This window comes from Nocardia sp. NBC_01388 (assembly GCF_045040085.1).
Classification (GTDB): Bacteria; Actinomycetota; Actinomycetes; order Mycobacteriales; family Mycobacteriaceae; genus Nocardia.
This window is the reverse complement of record NZ_CP109553.1, coordinates 8095607-8115429: the sequence shown is the minus strand read 5'-3', so window position 1 is coordinate 8115429 and position 19823 is coordinate 8095607. Positions and strand designations below refer to the sequence as shown.

Genomic DNA, 19823 nt, shown 5'->3' with positions numbered 1-19823 from the left:
CGAAAAACACTCCCGCAGAAGCAGTTGCCGTGCGCGAGGGCCATCCGGCCCCGCGCACGGTTCGACTTCTCCGGAGGCACACCTCATGCGTACCCACCGCTCCCGCTCCCGCCGCCCCGCTGCGCCGTCCCGCCGTCGCGGGCGGACACCGGCCCGTATCACCGCCGCCGCCACCGTCACGGCCCTGCTGGCGGGCACCGCCACCGCCGCCGCGATCGCGACCGGCACCGCCACCGCCGCCCCGGCATGCGCGCCGGTCACCGCGATCATGGTCCCCGGCACCGGCGAAACCAACACCACCGCCAACCCCGCCCAACCCGTAGGGCTACTGGCCACCCTGGGCAACGGCCTGGCCGCCCGCTACGGCGGCGACGTCGACCTCCGCTATCTGCCCTACCCCGCCGCCGCAGCCCCCTACGCCAGCTCGCAATCCGCGGGCGTGCAGTCACTTTCGGGCCTGCTGGGTGGATTGTGCTCCGATACCCGAGTCGTGCTCGCCGGGTACTCCCAGGGCGCCGACGTCGCAGGCGACGTCGCCTCCGCCATCGGCACCGGCTCCTCCACGATCACGGCCTCACGGGTCGCGGCAGTCGCGCTGATCGCCGACCCCCGCCGCGACTCGGCCACTCCGCAGCTGGGCACCAGCACCGACGGGCAAGGCGTATCCGGCCCTCGCACAAAAGGATTCGGCTCGCTCGCCGATCGAGTCCGCACCGTATGCGCCTCCGGTGACCTCTATTGCGCGACCTCGGATCAATCGTCGCCGGCATGGAGCGCACTCGGGCGCGCCTTCACCGGCGAAGGCCAGGACAGCACGCCCGCGGCGAGCACATCCTCCGGCGGTGATCTCGACGCGGCGACCGTGGCCCAACAGGTCGTCGTCGTGGCCAGCGGCCTCGCGTCGTTCGCCTCCGGCGTCCCGACTCTGCTTGGTGACCTCGCCGCGCTACCCGGAGCAGTGCTGGCGGGCAATATCCCTGAGGCACACCGGCTCTCCGGCGAGATCAACACCGCGTTCAGCCCGCTCGTGGGGCTCGCCGACCAAGCCGACCTCGGCCTGGTCGCCCGCGCCTTGGAGCTGGCCGCACCGATGGACTCGTCCGGCACCACCGCGATCGCGGCACAGATAGTCGCCATTATGGCACGCACCGACCTTTCCCGCGTCGCGACCGATATCGGCTCCGCGCAGGAGATCGCGTGGCGCGCAACCGAAAAGCTCGCCGGGGGTGACGTCCTTGGCGCGGGTCTCGAGCTGGTCGGCATGGTGCCCGTCGCCGCCGACCTCGCCGCCACCGCCGCACAGGCCCTGACCGGCACCAGCGGCTCGGGTTCGTCGCTGGCCTCGGCGCTGACCAGCAACCCGGACACCAGCGGCGTGCTCTCGGATCTGGCACGCCAGGGCACCGACGCGGCCCGCTTCTACACCTCCGGTGTCCACCAGACCGGCTACGACACCTACCTGCCCACCGTGCTCGATTGGCTCACCACCCAGATCGACCACACCAAGTAGTGCTGAGCACCGAACACATCGCGGGGTAGGCAACCTAGGTTTCCTACCCCGCAACTTATTGCTTCAATGACGCGGCGTCGAGACCTTCAGCGCCCCTTTGCCTGTTTCTTCTTGATGAGCGTGCAGGCGAGGATAGGCCGATCTACCAAGAAGAAACCTTCCAAGCTATCAACTGGCAAGCGAGTAAATTGAGCCGGACTCGGCATTTCAAGCCCCGCCAGAACGGCCGCATCATGTAGAGAGTCGAAGAGTGCCGCGCTCGCTGGCAGTCTAATTCTGCCAGGCATGCCGCCGCCAGTTGATTCGCTGACACAACATCCGCCGGTGGTGTTCGAAGGGAAATGCTGACACCTAGGACAAAGCGCCAGGTGGAGATGCGCGTTCCGATCAACCATCTCAGCTGCGAATACCGTGCGGACATGCGATAATGGAATTACTTCTTCCATCTTGAAGTCGAGAGTCTCGCCATCTGGCAGATCTGGCGCATAGATAAGCGCCGTTTCGTTACGGATATAAAGCATCTCCCCCTTGGGCGAGATGGTCGCCATAAAAGCCCGCTGTTCTAACGCGCACTCTGGACACCGAAATCTCCAGCTGCGCGTTCTGGGCTTTTCGCTCACAAATGCAGTTTGTGCCTCTATTTGCGAATTCTGAAAGTTATTTATTTGCGTATTGTGGTTACCAATCGCTCCGATATTTGCCCCGCTAGCCTGCAGCTCGGACCGATCAGCCGGTCGCGGGTCGGATGCCGACGAATCACTGTCACCGTCCATATGGTCTGGCCCGTTCATACAGATCACCCTGCCGTAACCACCGGAAAATAGATCGCAATCCTGAGTCAGTTTCCGGCAGGTGGCGCACCGAAGTTGTTGTGCTGTTGCGCGTGGTCACCGATAGCACCGATGTTTGACCCCTTCGCGTCGACCACAATCTGCTTGGGCTGAGCGTCGCTAGAATCTGCCAAGTCCAACAACTTTCTGGCCGCTAAAACGACGTCGTCGTCGCCGCCGACTCCCGTCTCGCGCAGCACCGCAGTCAAGGGCGCTTCCCAGGTCTCCGGATCGTCCGCATGCTTGGCCACAACGAGTTCAGCCGCAGGGTTGCCTGCAATCCGACCTGCGAGCGCATTCTTCAACAGCTGGTACGCGTCGGCCACTGCAGCCGAGGCGGTCTCGCCGGCACCTTTCAAGACTCCAGCGGCCAATGCTGCCACTATCAACTGTACTGAATCCACAGCTTCCACCCCACAAGTCTGCCGAGTCAGAAGGAGTGCCTTCCGACTACGAACTTCCCATTTCAGACTCGATACTATGCCCAGATCAGCTGTGTGACACCAGAAGTGGCGGAGGCGATGGGGAGCATCCCCGAACCATCGCCGCAAGTCGGTCTAGCTGACCAGCGAGGTGCTGACGCCTTTGACGACACGGAATACCGCCCGTGGGCCAGTTCGGTAGACCGGGGCGGGGCCGCCCGCCGGTGCGCGCGGTGCGGCCGGTGATCATCCGCGCCACGGCGGCCCGGCCCGCCGCCGGTGCGCGCCCGGCACCGCATCACCGAACACCGGCCGCCGACCAAACGGGGGCCTGATCGCATCGACAGCGGCGCGGGGTAGGGAGATTCGAATCTCCCTACCCCGCGCCGCTGTTCGGCATTCGCTGCCCGGTCCGGCCGGGCTGTACGGCGGTGCTGGTTCGCCCGCTACACGCCAGGTGGGGGTGCCCGTCTACCGGGCACCCCCACCTGATCAGCGGGCTACGGCTTCGCGGCGCGGTCTTTGGCGACGATCGCGGCGACAATCGGGTCGGGCAGATCCCGTGCGCGCAGGGCGGCGGCGCGCAGGGCGGCGGTGGTGTGCGTGTCGGCGGGCACGCGCGGGAACGGGGCGACCTGCCCGCCCGGGGTGGGCAGGATGGCGTGCTGGATGTAGGCGGGCCGGGGTTGGCCGGTCTCGTCGCGCCCGGCCGGAACGATCACCACGTACCGGAGGTCGGGGGTGTTCACCACGATCCGCCCGCCGCTGTCGCAGTCGTGCCAATCGCACGGCGGTGCCGACGCCGCCATTTTGAACACCCGCGCCGCGATAGCGGTATCGGACGCGGAAGGGGTCGCGGCGGGTGCCGGTTCGGTGGCGTGGTGCTGTGGTGCCGGGTGGCTGGTCATGTCGGCTTCCTCGATTCGTCTGTGCCGGTATGGATTTCGGGTCTGCGCGGGGCGCGCACTGGTCGGCGCGCGCCCCTCCCAGGGGTTGATCAGGCGGCGGCGTTCGTGGTGCGGGTGCGGCGCACCCGCGCGGGGGTGATGGCGTCGGGCGCGTCAGCCGCCTTGGTGTTCTTGGCGGCGGGCTTCGCCTTGCCGGTCACCGGGGCCTTGGCCGCGCCGCCGGTCTTCGCCGGGCTGGCCGCCTTGGCGGTCTTGCCCGTGCTGGTGGCCTTGGCGGTCTTGGCCGTGCCCGTGGCGTTCGTGGCGGGCTTGGCCGTGTCGGCGGTGGCCTTCACGGTGGCGGCGCGGGAGGGGGCCGGGGCGGCTGTCGCGGGGGCTGCCTTCTTGCGGGCGGCGGCCTTCGGCTTGACGGTGGCGGGCGCGGGGGCCGGGATGGGGGCATCGGTCCGCGCGGGGGCCGGTTCGGGCGCGGTCGCCGGGGCGGGGTTCACCGGTTCCGGCGCGGTGTCAGCGGCGGCGGCCGGAGTGGGGGTAGGGATCACACGGGGTGCCGGTTCGATCGAGGCGGGCGCGGCCGTTGCGAGCCACGCGGGGAGGGCGGACACGGCCGGGGCGGGCGGTGCGGGGTGGGCGGACACGGCCGGGGCGGCGGTGCGCGTCAGAGCGGCCTTGGCAATGCCGAAGGCGCGGATGGCGGCGCGCACGGTGGCGGCGGTGATCAGCACCAGGGCGGCGGCGGTGAGCACCAGGGCGAAGGCGGTGTGCGCCACGGTCAGCTTCGCGGCGGCGAAGGCGGGGGTGAGGGCGTGCCGCGTGACGGTCATGCGGCGGCGCGGGGTGACCGGGCGGCAGGGCGCGGTGGTTGCGCGCCGGGCCGCAACGGTCGCCGGGGCGGGCGCGGTGGGCTTGGTGCGGCGGCGCGGCGCGGTGGCCGTGGTGGCGGCCGTGGCGGCGTGCGCGGTGGTGGCGGTGGCGCGGTAGCGGCGGGGCGCGGCCTGGGTCTGTTCGGCGTTGCCGTTGCGCACCAACACCTCGAGGGCGTTGCCGATCGCGCCGCTGGACCGGCCGGTGATGTTCGCGATTTCGCGGGGGCCGTATTCGGTGCCGGAATTGTTGGCCAGCACCTGTGCGACCATGCGCCGCAGTTCGCCGTTGCCCAATCGCGGGGTGGTGTTGGTAGTCATTTCGGGACTCCTTTTCAGAATGATCGAATTCGGGTCGCCACACATATCGGGCGGAGTGCGGAATTCGATTTCGATGGGGTTCGATTTCCCCGGGTGCCATTCGAAGCTAGCTCTGCGCGACCGCGAAACACAAGCGATCTCGGCAACTTTTTTCACCCAATCTTCGCAGGTCAGGGCCCCAAACAAGCAAGCAAGGAATGGAATGCGCCTCGCGGCCGGCCGAGGGTCGAGGATGCAACGAGGCGAGAGGTAAGCACTAAGCAAATAGACGCGGCACGATAGTCGACAGGGTTCGGCCTATCAACAATATGGATAGGCCCGATAGACGCCCGAGCGATAGAACGAAACGACCGCAGCCGCCCACCCGATGTCTTCATGCTCCTACCGGGGGTAGGGACCCTGGGCGAGACGGTGACGAGAAAGAGGCCACTGACCAGGGACTGTACGACGGCGCAGGGGTGGCGACTTGACTGACACCCCGACCAGGACACCCAACAACACCCCGAACAACACCCCGAACAGACCGCTAGTCGAGTTCACCAGCCACCAGAGCCTCACGCCGTCGAAGATTCCATCTTTACCCATACCTCGAGAGCCACATGCGTCGAGCACTGCGCTCCTCGACACAAGACCGCAGGTTGCGAACCGAAATACCGCATCTCTCACCGATAGCACCATTCCCGGTGCGCAATTTAATTCCAGCGCTACCGAATTGCAGACCCGGACGACACACCGGCTGTATTTGAAATGTTATTAACTTCGAGTCAAACGCTAATCGACCCAAAGAACGCACTGGACGCAATTTACATCAGGCCGTATCCGTATCGATCCAGGGCGAACTCCGAACGCCATTGATAGCTCCGGCCATCATTGCAAAACATGACTTCACACCCGACCGTGTCGTATTTATTTCGCCTTGGTTGAGCGAATTTCGTCTCGCCGATTTTTGACGGCGCGCATTCGGGTGTGGGGTGGGTGTAGCTGGTGTGCAAGGTCGCGGGTATCTCGGCTGGGCTTTTCGCCGATGCTGGCGAGTCGTCGGGTGAGCAGGGCCAAGGTGTCGGCGATGGCATGGTGTTCGCCGAGGCGGGCGTGCAGACGCATCATGTCGCGGTAGAGGTGCTCGTTGTGAGGGTCGATGCCCACGCCGGTGCTGAGCAGATGCAGTGTGGCGTGTGGATCGTCAGTGACCAGGATCTGCGCGAGCGCCCCCACGGCGGCTAGTGCCTCTCGGCGGGCGTGCTGTCGGATCGGTTCGAGCCAGTCGGCCTCGAGGTCTGCGGCCAGTGTCCCCGCCGCGGCCAGGCCGATGATGCGCTCACAGGCGGTACGGCGGTCGGCTTCGGTCACCGCGCGGCGGTGGCTGGTCAGAGCACCGGTGAAGGCGGTGTAGTCGGTGGTGACGCGCGTGGGGTCGAGGTGATAACGGCCCGAATCGTAGAGCACGATCTGGTCTGCGGTGCCTGCGCTGGCGGCGGCGAAGGCGGCACGGATGCGGCCGAGTGCTGTGTGGAGTGCGTTGGTCGGCCTATGGGGGCATTGGTGGCTCCACAGGGTGTCGATCAGCTGCGCGCGGGTCAGCCCAGCTGGGTGCAGGGCCAGCAGGGCAAGTAGCTCGCGACTGCGCCTCTGCAACCGGACGGTGACCTCCGCTCCCGAACCTTGTCGGTCAGAAGCGGCGCAGGAGGCCCGCCATGTCACACGCAGCGGCCCGAACAGCGACACCGTGACCATAGAGGCCGGATCGCCCGTTTCTCGCGTCAGCGTGGCGCAGGGCGCGAGAACCGCATTCGACTGCGTACCAAGGGTTTCAGAGCACCTGAGCGACTCGACAGTGGTGGGCAGCGGCGCGGCAATCGACGCTGACACCGGCGGATGCGGCCGATGGGTAACCGGTCGAGACTCGGCACGGCCGACAGCGGCGTGGTTGACCGGGTAGACGCGGGGTACCTGGTCGCGGGCGAAGCGGAGTCGGCTTGCGCGCCGCCAGGGACTCCACACCCGAGCGACCGGAGCCGCAATGCGGGCACGCACGTTGATGGCTAGAGGACGGACTGCGGCAATACTGCTGCGCCCCAGCGGGATCAGGCCGTAGAGCAGGGATGCGGCGGCCGATTCGTCGTAGGGGAGCCAGCCGAACACTTCGGCAGCGACACCAAGGGGTGCCGGGCGCGGGTCACCCACCAACACAACGACCGCGCGCGGGTAGCGGGCCGTCAGTTCACCGACGCCGCGCAGCGCGGCCAGATCGCCGGTACGAGCCACCAGCACCAGCAGGGCGGCGTGGGTAAGCAGCGGCGCCGCCGCCGAGTCGGCCTGGACCAGACCACAGTCGGCGATCACGACCGACTCCCGCGCCAGGACGCGGTCACAGGAGATCGGGGTGGTCAGCGCCTCGGCGACTGCTTCCGGAGCGGTGGGAGCGGCCAGGTACGCGATGCCGCTGGGGTGGCGTTGCAAATGCGCTTCGAGGTCGGTGGCGGTGAGGGTGCCGGTCTCGTCGGCCGCCGCGGTGAGGCTGGCGAGTCCCCGCTCAGGATCTCCGCCACAACGCTCGGCGAGGCAGCCTCCGCGTGGATCGGCTTCCAGCACGATCACCCGTTCGGGGCCGGGCCACAGTGCGGCGATCGCCAGGGCGGCTGTGCTCGCTCCCGATCCCGGTGCGAGTCCTGCGACTGCGATCAACATCCTCACCACCACTTTCCTACCTACAGGATTGCTTCTAGATTCTTTGCTGGACAACAGGTTCGGACGATCGCGGCTATCACAGGTGCGTGATGGCGGTGATCAGCGTGCTGTGGTCGGCATCGTCGGTCGAGATGCGTTGCCGCCACAGGTTCTTCGTGCCGTCTGTGCGCGTTTCGGCTACCTCGACCGCGTAGAGGCCGTGGTCGAGTGTGGTGATGTGCGCACAGTAGGTCGTCGCCGCCGGGATCGAGTCGATCCCGGCCTGAATCTGAGGTGCCTGCGGAATCGCGGCGGAGGCGGCCACCACCTCCCGCGCCCGGCGTGCGTCGCGAGCGAGGTAATAGGCGGCCTCGAACACTTCGATCGCCGCAGACCCGCCCTCGGCATGTACTCCCCGTGCCCCGGCGACCACCGCGGCGAGCTGACGCTCGCGGGCAGCCGAGACACATCCGGCAGCGTTGCCGCTGTTCACCAAACCAGAGACCGACGACGACTGCCACACCACCGCCGACGCCGAAGACCCATCGCCAGAACCAGACTCGTGAGCGTGGCCGTTGTCCGCGAGTGCGGCGATCCCCATGATCGACACTGCAACGACTGCGCCCGCGCTGGCCAATGCCATGAGGCGGGAAGGGCGACCACTGGCGACGAAGGGCGGCCAGTTCTGCATCGGTTCCCCAGCATGGCGACCGTCGTGGGAGGTTGCGGCATCGACGGCGAACCAGTGAGCCAAACCTGGTGCAGCCGAGGTCGGTTCGGTGTCGAGGAGGATCTCCGGCACGTCGGGATGGTCGATTTCGTCGCTCATGACAGGCCGTCCTCGCCCCACACCGGCAACTGCGCCAGCATCTGCCACGGATCGGGGTCTACTTGCGCGGCGACGGTGTCGATCAGCGTGTCGGCCACATCGGCGGCGACCGGCATCAACGCTTGCGGATCGAGCGCGACCTCCTGCACCCACCCGAGTTCAGCTGGCTGCGGCACGGCATCACCGCCCTCGGTGCCCAGGAGCTGGTCGACGTCCGGGATCTGCAGGCCGCTCTCACCGAGGACGGTCGCGGCTTGGTCGGTGAGGTAGTCGTTCCACTGCTGTTCGTGAGCAGCAATAGGCTCGGGCATCCACTCCGGGCGCGCGACGCTCACCGCACCGACCCGCACCACTTCAGCAGGCGGCGCTGCGATCTCGGTGTAGCGAGGACTCTGGGGTCCCTGCATGGTCGGCGCAGGTGCGTGCTCGGCCTGTGCTGGGGCCGAAGGTCCGTGGACCGGTAACGACTGCGAGTGGCTCGATAGCGGCTCATAAGAAGGCGGATTCGATACCGAAGGCTGAGCGATGACCTCAACGTTGGGTGAGGGTGTCGTGTTCGCTGAGGGTGCTTTGCCGTTCGAGGTGGCCGGCGTGGCCGGAGGCGGCGCGGCACTCAGGCCGGGCTGTCCGGCCGAGGGTGGATTGGAGATCAGTCCGGGCTGTCCGGTCGGAGGCGCTCCCGTCGCGTACGGGCCGCACAGCAACGTGGCCGCCAGCGCGCAGACCGCGATCAATAGGCGCGGCCGGGCACCGACGGCCTGTGCGCGCCGATGCGGTACCCGGGCACGATGGGGCCGTGTTGGCCCCGGCCGTGTCACCGCAGGCACTACACCGGCCAGCGCGCGCCCCCGCAATGCGGTCCACAACGCGCCTTCCCGCAGCGCCCGAACATGTATTGCATGGACGCGAATTCCCTTGGCGTCCAGGTATTCACAAAGCACCTCGACTCGTCCATCGACGGGTGCCTCCATCCGAGACGGGGCGACCGCGATAATGACCGCAGTGTCAGCTCCCGATCGCACACGCTCAGCGATTTCGGAGTCCAGATGGGTGGTCCACTCGCACTCGAGGATGTGCCCCTCGTACATCCACACCACCCAAATGCCCACCGCTGCAACGGAATCAGCAGCCTCGCGGGTCGCGGCCACCAATGCTTGCGCCTGTACTGACATCGAACGCTTACGCATTGACCAGCTCATTGCACACCTCCGGATTGAGCCCGCGCGACATCATCAGCGCAGGAGTCGACCACTGGGCAAGCGTCATCGACGCATGCCGGGCATGGTTCATGCGCACAGCACGGGAACTGGGTAATTACTGCATTAATACGAATCGCGCCCGGCTCGCCCTCCCCGTAAGGAATGGGACGCATGACCGATGCGCTCATCACAGCTGCCACCGCAGACTGTGGAAACGTCGCCTTCACCTCAAACAAGCTTAGGAAAGACGATCTGATTGTTGCCTTCAGCCTCCGAGCCTACGAGCCACCCTGGTGGATGTAACTCGAAAATTGCTCCTCACCTGAAGTCTCTCCACGATATCCCCCGACTGTGACCTGTGCAACATTCGAGCCCAAGATTGGCTTCTGACCTGGCAAAAGATGCAATCCAGGGGCCGTTGTTGTCACCAGTCATCAATGGCCAACTCCGGGAGCTCTGACTGTATCGAAGCCGATCAACCGCCATTCCGGTATTTACGGGAAAATATGGTCCACTCGCCGGGGCCTGAAGAGAATTTCCTGGTCACACGTTCTGTGTTGCCTGATTTGCCCGAAGCTGATGATTTGCGGACTAAACTTGAAGATTGCAGTCCGATGGCCATGGGCTCTTAACGGTTCGATACGAACCGCGCCGCAGTACCGAACACCGGGGGCCGTGAGTTCCCCCGGTGACAGGGGAGGTCGGTGCGGAGAAGGAGTCGATTGACCATGGCCAGTCCACAACGTTCTCCTAGTGATTCCAGCAATAACAAACGCCTCCCCCGCCATCTTTCCCCGGCGCGGCCGTCTTCGATGCCGGCCGCGAGATCCGAGAACAAAGCAGGCCGCACAGAACTGCCTCGTTCCGGGGTGACACGCTCACCCAAACAGAACGCCGCGACACGGGGCTGGGTGGTGATCGAAACCCTCACCGGTAACCGCGACGAAGCCACCCTCGTCCTCAACCACGAAGGGCCCCGGGCGTTCTCGAAGCTGGCGCGAGCCAGCCTCCCCCGCAACCTCGTTGAGGTCCTCGTCAGGGAATGCCTCGATAACGGCGGCAACAACTACAAGGGCTCCATCGACAACCAGGACCGCATGTTCCGTATCTCGGCCATCCCCGTACGAGGGCCTGCCTCCGACGACATCTTCGCTGTCTCGCTGTTCTCAGCAGGCCCGCTCGAGCCACTGCCCAAACCCCCGGTAGTCGGCACCGTCGAATGGACACCGTCGGGGCTGCTCATCACCAATCCAGCCGCCGAGTACCTGCTTCGCCCTCCCAACGAGCTGCCGGGTGGGCGAACCATTCCCGAATTGTTGGCGAGCTTCGACCGTTGGGAGCCACGCGCGGAGTTCCTCGACATGTTCAACTTCGTCGGGACACCCGCCAGTCAGTGGGTCGGCACCGCCGCCAAACGCTACGAGGACGGCACACAACACCAATTCCACATCACGGCCCGCGCGGTCGGTGCCGGAGACAAGCGGCGTGTACGGGCGGTGGTCTGTGACATCAGCGCCACCAGCACCAGCCACGACACCGACATAGCAGTAGCCGCGCTGCGCGCTGTCCCGATCTTCCCAGGCCACGCCCTAGCGTTGGTGGATCTCAAAAGCGCTTTCGTGCACGAATGGCTTGCCGAGGAACACAGCCCGCTGGCCGGGTGGCGACACCATCACCCCCTCTATGACCTCGACGGCCGCAACCGCGTAGCGCTCACCTGCCAAGAACTCGCCAGCGGCACCCGCGACCGCGCTCTCATCACCGCCCGAGTCCGATTCACTGCAACCGATGACTGGACCGAGGTCACTGGAGCCTGGACCCGCATCCCATCCGCGGACGGCCGCCCCCAAGCCATCCTCGACATCACCCCCAACCCCAACCCGCCCCCGCCGATCAAAGGCTGCGACGTCTGCTACGACATCACCCACCCCTGACAAGATGCGGAACTGAACTGATGAAGAAGCCTGAGTTCGAGGAAATTCGGCAGTGCGTGCTGGCCCCTGTGGGGTGGCAGCAGAAGCTCGCCTGGGTCGCCGTGGACGAACAAGGCAACGCCTTGTCAGTGTTCGCCGTGCTCCAGATCAGCAAGGACGGACCGCTGCGAGTGAAAGACGCTGCGCTTTACACCACTCCATCGAGGCGGGGAGAGAAGCTGGCCAAACGCCTGTTAATTCGTGCACGTGATGACCTCGCCGCCAAGTCACCGTCGGTACCTCTGCAGTGGAGCGGTATTGCAACGCCGGATGGATACTGGCTGGTCCAGTCGTTCGGGTTCAGCATCGAACCCGAGGAGTCCGACAGGCTGGGTGCGCTTCTCGATGAAAAGCTCGCTAACAATCCTGACGACGAACGTCTGCGTTCGTATGCGCGGCTCCGCGAGGAACACGGTGGGCAGCTACCCTACGAGCCGCTCAGGCCGGAGTTGGCGGATCGGGACGGTCTGAAAACGCTCCACGATGCCGCCGAGGTCCTGCAACTTCAGGTGGTCGAGGAGGGCTAGGCGGCACTCCGCACTATCGGCCAACTCAGCCTGACCCATCGGCAACGCTGACGCACTCACCTCATGCTAGAAATGGCTGTGCCGCATCGCGACTCGACACTGCGGCGGATTTGCCTGAAGGACAACCGACCTCAGTAGACGGCACGACTAATCGCAGAACGAATGCAAGATCGTGCGGGCGTGATCGACGAACAGCAGATGCCCCGCGCCCGGTACCTCGTGGTACTTGCTGTCAGGGATCATGTCGGCCAGCCTGCGGCCGTTTTGAACCGGCATGTTGCCGTCCGCATCCCCGTGCCAAATCTCCACGGGCACAGTGATATCGGTGAGATCAAATCCCCACGGTCGAGAAAACAGCAGCTGGAAGTCGAGTGCCACGCCCCGGCTGCCTGTAGTGAATGCAGTTCTGATGTTCTCGCCGAGCTGACTCCGCAGCCGGTCGTCTTTGTCGACCCGGGCGCGATCGGCCGGTGACATCTTCTTGATCATCGCGTCCACTCCGCGCTGAGTACGCACCGCCTTCGAAAGCCGAGCCGACACTGGGCGCGCCAACCAGGGAAAGCGCCGCAAGATCATCAGTCCCGCAGCGGGTTTCACCCCACCGGAGTCTTCGGCTGCAGGCCCGGCATCGAACGGAACCATCGAGCTAACCGCGATCGCTTTACTGACCCGTTGGGGCATCTGGCAGGCACTCGCCAGTGCGTAGGGAACTCCGCCACTGGCACCCAGCACCCCAAAACGATCGAACTGGAACCTGTCAGCGATCGCGGCCACGGTGTCAGCGAAGTCGACGACCCGCTCCCGCGATGCCAGTTCCGACATGCCCATTCCTGGCCGGTCGATCGCAATCAAGCGCACGCCAACCTCGGCCGCGGGGACATCAGCGAAAGCTACCCCCTCGACATGAGAACCCGGTGCCCCATGAAATGCCAGCACCGGAAAGCCGTCCCGATCGCCGCACTCCATCCCGCCCACCGTCGCGCCCTGCCACGTCATCGTCCATGGTGTAGGTGACATCACATCAGCAGAATAGGTACTAGCGAATCATCAGCACGCGAAAACAGCGGACTCTGTCCGTTTTGCCTCACGATGCATTGCGAAGTGCAGCAACAGATCAACTGACCACTTGATTTACGCCCACCCACTACGCGAGTTTTCGCAGTTATCGCCACCCTTAGATACCTTTGGCTACTTGATGGCGATCACTAGCGAAGCTGCGCCCTTCAGCAGGAAGCTATGCGCTGCTGGGGGGGGTTCGTCCGTTAGAGCAACCGGCCCTGCCGCCCTAGGGATGAACTATCCACAGCCCGTGAGGACTTCCGTTGTTCCATCGAGTGGCAACCCCGCCGGTCCAGCTCAGCGGCGATCTCTCGGTCTACGCCCTCGAGCTGGGATTCCGCGAATGCGGATTCTTCGACGGTTGTCGCCGCATCGAGGTCTTCCAGGATCTCCGCCAGGTCCCGCCTTAGCGCGGACAGCCTCTCATCTGCGGCCTGAGCGCGTAGACGTTCAACTTCGTCGTCGGCCATGGGAGTGAACCTACTAGTCTTTGCCCGGCCTGAAGAAGCGGCTCAACGCCTTGATGACTCCCGCTGGCCGGCATATGGGTGCACCACTACTCAGCCACCAGCTGCCCGCCGGGTAGCGATCCGCGAAACTGTGCACTGTTCAGCTCTGGAGCCAGATTTCGTAGCAACGGAGCATGTCGCTTATCCGATACTGCTGCTTCCATACCTCCGGATCTTCCGGATCCAAGCCAGCATCCTCCAGAGCCTCACGATCGATACCGTCGTCCATACGTCCTTGGACGGTGCTGTGCCCCTTCGGGTTCCGCTCGGCGAATCCACGCACGTACGTGTTGTCCCGTCCGTCGCGCCGGAATAGGACTGAAGAACCCTGGGTGGCAGTGGCCAAGCCTCAAGCGTCACTCTTACCTTTCAAATCCGCTCGATCAGCTGACGCCGAAACCCCCTGCACTCCAGACGATCTGCTGGAATTCATCCGGCGAGAACGGCCGTCGAGCGTCGATGCCACGTTCAAGCGGGCGTGGCCAGTAGCAGACGCCGCAGCGATGACAGTAGAAGGCCGAACTCCACAGTGCCTGTGCGGCGGGCAGGCCGCGCGCGATGCGCGCGTTCTCACGCGATCGATGCCTCAGCACGAGAAACGAAGCCAACGCCGGGAGCGCGAAGGGCAGCGTCAAAAAGCTACCGAGCACAAGCAGGGTTCTCATCGGTGACGTCGCCTGCGCGGTCGAGGGTTGGAGATGGGTCGCAGCGGCTACTGCAATGCCAAACATGATTAGCGCGGCGATCAGTAAGAGGATCCCGCAGGTTGCCGGGCCTGTCACCGAACGGGGAGCAGGCGCAGGTCTGGTTGCCGCGGCGAGCATGCTGGTTTGAGCGCTCGTTGACCTTGCCGAGCCGATAACGGGAACAACGCCGCCTGACAGGCCGATCCCTAGACCGGTATACGTGCTCGTCCCGCTCACCGTCGCTGTGCCGGTCGCAGCGATCGCGGGCATGCTCTGTACTGAGTCGACTCGTTCGCAGATCGGGCACGAGTTGTCGTTGTTCATGTGCGTTCCCCAATGCTCCGGTTGTGTATTTCACTGGCACCGAACCGACTTCCGTCCAGCCGCGTCACTGGACGGATTGGTGAAGCTCACGGGATCTGGTCCGGACGGAAAACGCACCGAACCGACCGTCGTACACATCATTGACAGCCCGCCCCCGATTGGGGTCAAGATTCTCCAACTCAACACCCGCAGGCAGGAATCTCACCGTCGACTTCGACGAACAGGCAGGCGAAATCTGTCAGTCCAATGTCGCAAAGCGGGGGTCGGGATGCAGTGCACAGGTGCCAGGATCCTCTGTGATCACCCACCGCCCGTCGGGAGTGACCGATGACTACACCACGACGCCGACGGCACGCACCCGCCGCGCCTATTGGCCCGCGTCCGGCATCGTGCGCGCCGAACGGCCCATGTCGCGCCATGCCCTGCCGCTGGCCGATTCCGATACCGCACAACGGCGACTGAAGTAGTCAAGGCGAGCTGCAATGGGCCGTCTGACGAGCCTTCTCGAGCGTTGTTCGAAGCTCCGCAGCCAGACCCTGCCCAACCGGACCGCTTGTGCGCCGTCACGCTCCGAATCGCGCACACCATAGCGCCAAACTCTGCGCGATTGTCGAGATTCGTTCTCGCACAAGGCGCTTGACCCAACGAACGCAATGGAGGGTCCATATCCGTTCGTGTCGGGCAATCCGATTCGCATTAGTCAAGGAGCCCCGTAATGGACGAAATCGAACTGAAGACCACCGCCAGTGATGTGTGGGAGGTGTTACCGCTACTGCTCCCGATCCCTCGCGCGGCGACGCTGCTAGGGATCAGCCGATCTGCCGCTTACCGGCTGGTCGCGTCGAGCGAACTGCCGACGAAGAGGATGGGTGGACGCGTGTATGTGGTCACCGCTCGGCTGCGGGCGCTGCTCGAATCCGAGCCCGCCGATCTCGGGAAGGCGGCGTAATGAAGGGGCATGTCCGCAAGCGGGGCAAGACCTGGTACTACCAGTTCCGTCTGCCGGAGAAGGGCCTGGACGGGAGCGAGCCGACCGAAACCAAGGGCGGCTTCCCGACTGAGAAGGCGGCGTGGGAGGCGTGCCGCATCGCCATGGCGGCTGTGGAGGGCGGCAAGCACGTCAAGAAGGCGAAAACGACCGTGGAGTCCTTCTTGCTGGAGTGGCTGCCCGCGATCGAGATGATCGTGGATGCCACCACCTACGACAACTGGCAGGCGCTGGCGAAGGCGTACGCCATTCCCCGGCTGGGGCCCACCGAACTGCAGAAGCTGACCACTCCGATGCTGGTGAAGTTCTACACGCAACTGCTGATCGACGGACGCATCAAGCCCGACAACAACATGCGCATGTACGAGTTCTGGGTGAAAGCGACGAGCCGTGGACGCGAACCCACACCCGCTCAAGTCGTCACTGCCTGTGGAGTAACCATTCACGCGGCACGCTCAGCGGTGCGTCGTTTCAAGGACGGGCGCATCCCAACTCCGAAGCCAGCAGGGCTGGCACCGAAGACCGTGCGCAACACCCACATCATGCTTCACCGCGCCCTAACAGACGCGGTCGCTTGGAAGTATGTGGTGGGCAATCCCGCTGAGAAGGCCAAGCCCCCGCGCGTGCCGCGCAGCAGGCGGCCCGTGTGGACGCCCGAACAGGCAGCCGCGTTCATGAACAGCATCCGCTACGACCGCTTCTATGCCCTGTACCTACTGGAGCTGTCGACCGGGCTGCGACGTGCAGAGATCTGCGGAATCCGCTGGCCCTCACTAGATCTCGATACCGGAGTGCTGTCGGTGCACGAGAGCCGCGTCGTCGTGGCAGGCCACGCTCAAGATGCTCAGGTCAAGACCGACGACTCCGCCCGCATGATCGCACTCGACACCGACACAGTGGAGGCCCTCAAGCAATGGAAAGCGGTCCAGAACGCCGAACGCCCGTTGTACGGAAACGACTATAAGAAGACCGGGCTCGTCTTCACTTGGGAGAACGGCAGCGCCGTGCACCCGGACACGATCCGGGAACGCTTCAAGCGCCTGGCCGCCCGCGCCGGGCTGCCCGAGATCCGCTTCTACGACCTGCGCCACACCTACGTCACCGGAGCACTGATCGCAGGAGTCAGCCCGAAAGTGGTGAGCCAGCGCGTCGGTCACGCCGACGTCGCCTTCACCATGAAGACCTACCAGCACGTGCTGCCCGGCCAGGACGAAGACGCTGCCGCCCGCGCCGCCACCCACCTGCTGGGCGGACACCACGAACACCGTGGGACGTCACGCGACAGGTGACACTTAGTTTGGCTAACGTTGCCAAATCCGTTGCCAATCCAACGAAAAACGGCCCCGAAACCAGTGGTTTCGGGGCCGTTTTCCCTAGTAGCGGGGACAGGATTTGAACCTGCGACCTCTGGGTTATGAGCCCAGCGAGCTACCGAGCTGCTCCACCCCGCGTCGGTGTGAGGATGACGTTACCTCGGGGTAGGGGGAAACTCCAAAACGCGGGGCGGGGAGGGGGTCAGGCGGCTTGGGGGCGGATGCCTCCGGAGGCCAGGGTGAGGATGTCTTTATTGCCGTCGGCCCAGGTGGGGGTCATGACTATGTCGTTGATGCGCCAGGTGCCGGCGATGCGGGTCAGGCCGAAGCGGTAGGTGCCGCCGAGGGTCCAGCGGGGGTTGCCGAGGGGGTTGGCCAGGATGTGGACAGCCTGGAAGACGGCGGTGAGGACGGCGGTGTCGCCGTCTACGGTCACCAGGTGGTTGCCGAGCAGGTGCTGGGTGGCGTCGAGGGCGCCGAGCAGGCGGGACCAGTCGGCCTGGATCTGACCGGGGGTGGCATGGGACGGGTCGCCGCCCCAGACGGCGGTGTAGTCGAGGCGGACCGAGTCCGCGAAGACGGAGGGGAAGGTCTCCCAGTCGCGAATGTCGATGTACCACATCATGGCGGTGGCGGTGTCGATCACGTCGGCGCGATCCTGTGCGGAAGTCATTGTGTTCTCCTGTGATTCGGGTTAGCTGACGGGAAGCAGGTTGTGGTCGGCGAAGACTCGGCGGGCGACGCCCATGGCGGCTAGTACGCGAGGGAATCCGGCGTACGGAAGCGCCTGGATGACGGCCTCGACGAGTTCGGTGGAGGTCAGTCCGATATTGAGGGCGGTGATGAGGTGGGCTTCCACTTGCGGTTCGGTGGCGCCGAGGCCGATGAGGACGCCGAGAATGACCAGTTCCCGGCGTCCGGCATCGAGTCCGGGACGGGCATTGATATCGCCGTAGGCGAATTCGACGGCGAATCTGTGCAGGTCGGGCGCTATGTCGGCCAGGGAGTCGTACACCCGCTGCCGGGCAGTGGTCGGTCCGCCGAGCTCGGCCAGCCGGGCCGCTCCTGTGTCGTACCGTTCGTTCATGGGTATGAGATTGCCTGTCGCACAACGGGCTACCCAGACCTCCGTTGTTCCAGGTACTCCCAGGGCCAGGCTCGCGGTGCTCGGGCAGACTGGACGGCATGGCAGAACGCAATCCGCTGGGGGAATTTCTTCAGTCGCGCCGGGCTCGCATCAGTCCCGAGCAGGTCGGACTGCGGGCCGGGGCGTCCGGACGGACGCGGCGGCGGGTCGCTGGGCTGCGGCGTGAGGAGCTCGCTCAGTTGGCGGGGATCAGCGTCGAGTACTACCAGCGGCTCGAACAGGGCCGGGCCAATCACCCTTCCGACGAGGTGCTGGACTCGATTGCCGAGGTGCTGCGCCTCGACGACACCGAGCGCGGTTATCTGCGCAGGCTCGCGAACCCGCCGCGGGCTCGGGAGCGGCGCAGCGCGCCCACCGCGGTGCGGCCGCAACTGCGGCGGATGCTCGACCTCGTCGACAAGGTGCCGGCGGTGATCATTACCGATCGTTTCGATGTGCTCGCGGCCAATCTGCTGGCCCGGCGATTGTTCGAACCGATCTCGAATATCTTGCACGACAACGGAAATCTGGCCCGAGCGTTATTTCTCGAGCCGGCCGCCCGCGAGTTCTATGTGGAATGGGAGGACGTGGCCGCCGCCACCGTCGCCGCCTTGCGATTGGCGGCGGGCAACCACCCCGAAGACGCGGAGTTGACCGCACTGATCGACGAATTATCTACCGGCAGCACAGTATTCGACCAACTGTGGGCCGACGGTGATGTCGCCGTGCGCACGTACGGCGCGAAGAACTTCCGGCATCCGGCCGTCGGCGTGCTGACGCTCAACTACGAGAATCTGGAACTGCCCGGCGATCTGCGGCAACGACTGGTCACCCTCAGCCCGGACGCCGCGACCGCGACCGAGGCGGCCCTGCAGGTGCTGGGCTCCGAGACCTACATCAGCCGCTGAATCACCGGCGGCACGCCGGGCAGCGGGCGGGCATCCACGACCAATGCCGTGGTGTTGTCGCGGCCACCGCCGTCGAGCGCGGTCTGCACCAGTGCCGTCGCGGCCTGGCTCGCCGAGCCCTCCTCGGCGAGAAAGGATTTGATGTCCGCCATTTCGAGGCGCTTGCCCACGCCGTCGGAGCAGAGCAGCAGTCGCCCCGAGCTGGTGCCGGTGACCGCGTGGCCGATATCCTCCGGCCGCACGGTCCGCGCGGAAGTGGTGACCAGATGGCCCATTCCGGGCATCGGCACATGTCCGCGGGCCCGGAAGTATTCGGCCACAGTGTGATCGGTGGTGAGCAGATGCAGTACCCGGCCGTTCCAGCGGTAGGCGCGACAATCACCCACCCAGGCGATATCGCACGGCCCGTCCGGCTGTCCGTCGGCAGGCAGCACCGCGACGACGAGCACGCTGTCGGCGGCCGCATCCGGCAGTTCGCGCAGCAATTCCGCCTGCGCCGCAAGGATTCCGGCGCGTGCACCCTGTGTCACCGCCACCCGGGCCGCCACCCGCGCGACGATCCGCGCCGCCCGAGCGGCCGCGAGATGGTCACCGACCCCGTCCGCCACGACAAACGCGGCCCGCCCGGTCTGGCGATCGGTAACGGTGGCAACCGCGTCCGCGTTGATATTACGTAGGCCGATCCGGCTCACCGCCGCTCCCGCGACGGTGACGAATCGAACCTCTTCGTCAGGATGGGCGGGCACTGCGGCGGATCCGATCTCGAGGGCTGCGGTGTACATGGCCCGACCTCCTGGGACTCGGCCTAAGGGGGTGCTGCCAACCAGCACTCCTCCATTCAACGGCCGAAACCCGTGTACT

Annotated in this window: 20 protein-coding genes and 1 tRNA gene; 8 read left to right on the top strand and 13 right to left on the bottom strand. The window is 65.4% G+C overall.

Features of this window, described 5'->3' with window-relative positions:
- Positions 1–85: 85 nt before the first annotated feature.
- Entirely contained in the window at positions 86–1510 is a 1425-nt protein-coding gene (locus OG716_RS38310) for a cutinase family protein (RefSeq protein WP_405135097.1), read from the top strand.
- A gap of 86 nt (positions 1511–1596) precedes the next feature.
- On the opposite strand, the gene OG716_RS38305 is transcribed toward OG716_RS38310, so the two are convergent.
- The 7 genes from OG716_RS38305 to OG716_RS38275 form a co-directional block, all read right to left on the bottom strand.
- Positions 1597–2301, bottom strand: coding sequence for a hypothetical protein (locus OG716_RS38305; protein ID WP_405135096.1), 705 nt, complete (start codon positions 2299–2301; stop codon positions 1597–1599).
- 47 nt (positions 2302–2348) lie between these two features.
- Positions 2349–2753 (bottom strand): hypothetical protein, encoded by a 405-nt coding sequence (locus tag OG716_RS38300; protein ID WP_405135095.1) that lies wholly within the window; start codon positions 2751–2753, stop codon positions 2349–2351.
- 509 nt (positions 2754–3262) lie between these two features.
- Entirely contained in the window at positions 3263–3670 is a 408-nt protein-coding gene (locus tag OG716_RS38295; protein ID WP_405135094.1) for a hypothetical protein, read from the bottom strand.
- 89 nt (positions 3671–3759) lie between these two features.
- Positions 3760–4854, bottom strand: a complete 1095-nt coding sequence (locus OG716_RS38290) for a hypothetical protein (RefSeq protein ID WP_405135093.1) — start codon at positions 4852–4854, stop codon at positions 3760–3762.
- A 906-nt stretch (positions 4855–5760) separates the two neighbouring features.
- Positions 5761–7542 (bottom strand): hypothetical protein, encoded by a 1782-nt coding sequence (locus tag OG716_RS38285; protein WP_405135092.1) that lies wholly within the window; start codon positions 7540–7542, stop codon positions 5761–5763.
- 76 nt (positions 7543–7618) lie between these two features.
- Positions 7619–8350, bottom strand: coding sequence for a hypothetical protein (locus OG716_RS38280; protein WP_405135091.1), 732 nt, complete (start codon positions 8348–8350; stop codon positions 7619–7621).
- Positions 8347–8757 (bottom strand): hypothetical protein, encoded by a 411-nt coding sequence (locus tag OG716_RS38275; RefSeq protein ID WP_405135090.1) that lies wholly within the window; start codon positions 8755–8757, stop codon positions 8347–8349. The genes OG716_RS38280 and OG716_RS38275 overlap by 4 nt, the downstream gene beginning before the upstream one ends.
- A gap of 1661 nt (positions 8758–10418) precedes the next feature.
- On the opposite strand from OG716_RS38275, the gene OG716_RS38270 reads away from it, so the two are divergent.
- Both OG716_RS38270 and OG716_RS38265 read left to right on the top strand, forming a co-directional pair.
- Positions 10419–11483: a hypothetical protein gene (locus OG716_RS38270; RefSeq protein WP_405135089.1), complete on the top strand. Its 1065-nt coding sequence runs from the start codon at positions 10419–10421 to the stop codon at positions 11481–11483.
- 20 nt (positions 11484–11503) lie between these two features.
- Positions 11504–12049: a hypothetical protein gene (locus OG716_RS38265; protein ID WP_405135088.1), complete on the top strand. Its 546-nt coding sequence runs from the start codon at positions 11504–11506 to the stop codon at positions 12047–12049.
- A 147-nt stretch (positions 12050–12196) separates the two neighbouring features.
- Here OG716_RS38265 and OG716_RS38260 read toward each other — a convergent pair whose 3' ends face one another.
- A complete protein-coding gene (locus tag OG716_RS38260; RefSeq protein WP_405135087.1) occupies positions 12197–13045 on the bottom strand; it encodes an alpha/beta fold hydrolase in 849 nt (282 codons plus the stop codon).
- A 338-nt stretch (positions 13046–13383) separates the two neighbouring features.
- On the opposite strand from OG716_RS38260, the gene OG716_RS38255 reads away from it, so the two are divergent.
- Entirely contained in the window at positions 13384–13518 is a 135-nt protein-coding gene (locus OG716_RS38255; RefSeq protein ID WP_405135086.1) for a hypothetical protein, read from the top strand.
- A gap of 482 nt (positions 13519–14000) precedes the next feature.
- On the opposite strand, the gene OG716_RS38250 is transcribed toward OG716_RS38255, so the two are convergent.
- Positions 14001–14627 (bottom strand): hypothetical protein, encoded by a 627-nt coding sequence (locus tag OG716_RS38250; protein ID WP_405135085.1) that lies wholly within the window; start codon positions 14625–14627, stop codon positions 14001–14003.
- Between the two features lie 296 nt (positions 14628–14923).
- On the opposite strand from OG716_RS38250, the gene OG716_RS38245 reads away from it, so the two are divergent.
- The 3 genes from OG716_RS38245 (at position 14924) to OG716_RS38235 (ending at position 16904) form a co-directional block, all read left to right on the top strand.
- Entirely contained in the window at positions 14924–15094 is a 171-nt protein-coding gene (locus OG716_RS38245) for a hypothetical protein (protein WP_405135084.1), read from the top strand.
- A 248-nt stretch (positions 15095–15342) separates the two neighbouring features.
- Positions 15343–15576: a helix-turn-helix domain-containing protein gene (locus OG716_RS38240; RefSeq protein ID WP_405135083.1), complete on the top strand. Its 234-nt coding sequence runs from the start codon at positions 15343–15345 to the stop codon at positions 15574–15576.
- The gene (locus OG716_RS38235) at positions 15576–16904 is read left to right on the top strand and encodes a tyrosine-type recombinase/integrase (protein ID WP_405135082.1); all 1329 of its coding nucleotides are present in this window, start codon (positions 15576–15578) and stop codon (positions 16902–16904) included. Before OG716_RS38240 ends, OG716_RS38235 begins: the two co-directional genes overlap by 1 nt.
- An 88-nt stretch (positions 16905–16992) precedes the next feature.
- Here OG716_RS38235 and OG716_RS38230 read toward each other — a convergent pair.
- The 3 genes from OG716_RS38230 to OG716_RS38220 all read right to left on the bottom strand — a co-directional run bounded on the left by OG716_RS38230 (position 16993) and on the right by OG716_RS38220 (position 18015).
- Positions 16993–17066, bottom strand: a tRNA-Met gene (locus OG716_RS38230).
- 64 nt (positions 17067–17130) lie between these two features.
- Positions 17131–17601, bottom strand: a complete 471-nt coding sequence (locus tag OG716_RS38225; protein ID WP_405135081.1) for a nuclear transport factor 2 family protein — start codon at positions 17599–17601, stop codon at positions 17131–17133.
- A gap of 21 nt (positions 17602–17622) precedes the next feature.
- Positions 17623–18015, bottom strand: a complete 393-nt coding sequence (locus OG716_RS38220) for a carboxymuconolactone decarboxylase family protein (protein ID WP_405135080.1) — start codon at positions 18013–18015, stop codon at positions 17623–17625.
- 98 nt (positions 18016–18113) lie between these two features.
- Here OG716_RS38220 and OG716_RS38215 point away from each other — a divergent pair, with 98 nt between their 5' ends.
- Entirely contained in the window at positions 18114–18962 is an 849-nt protein-coding gene (locus OG716_RS38215; protein ID WP_405135079.1) for a helix-turn-helix domain-containing protein, read from the top strand.
- On the opposite strand, the gene OG716_RS38210 is transcribed toward OG716_RS38215, so the two are convergent.
- Positions 18947–19744, bottom strand: a complete 798-nt coding sequence (locus tag OG716_RS38210; protein WP_405135078.1) for a PP2C family protein-serine/threonine phosphatase — start codon at positions 19742–19744, stop codon at positions 18947–18949. The two genes, OG716_RS38215 and OG716_RS38210, sit on opposite strands and share 16 nt — an antisense overlap.
- Positions 19745–19823 lie beyond the last annotated feature (79 nt).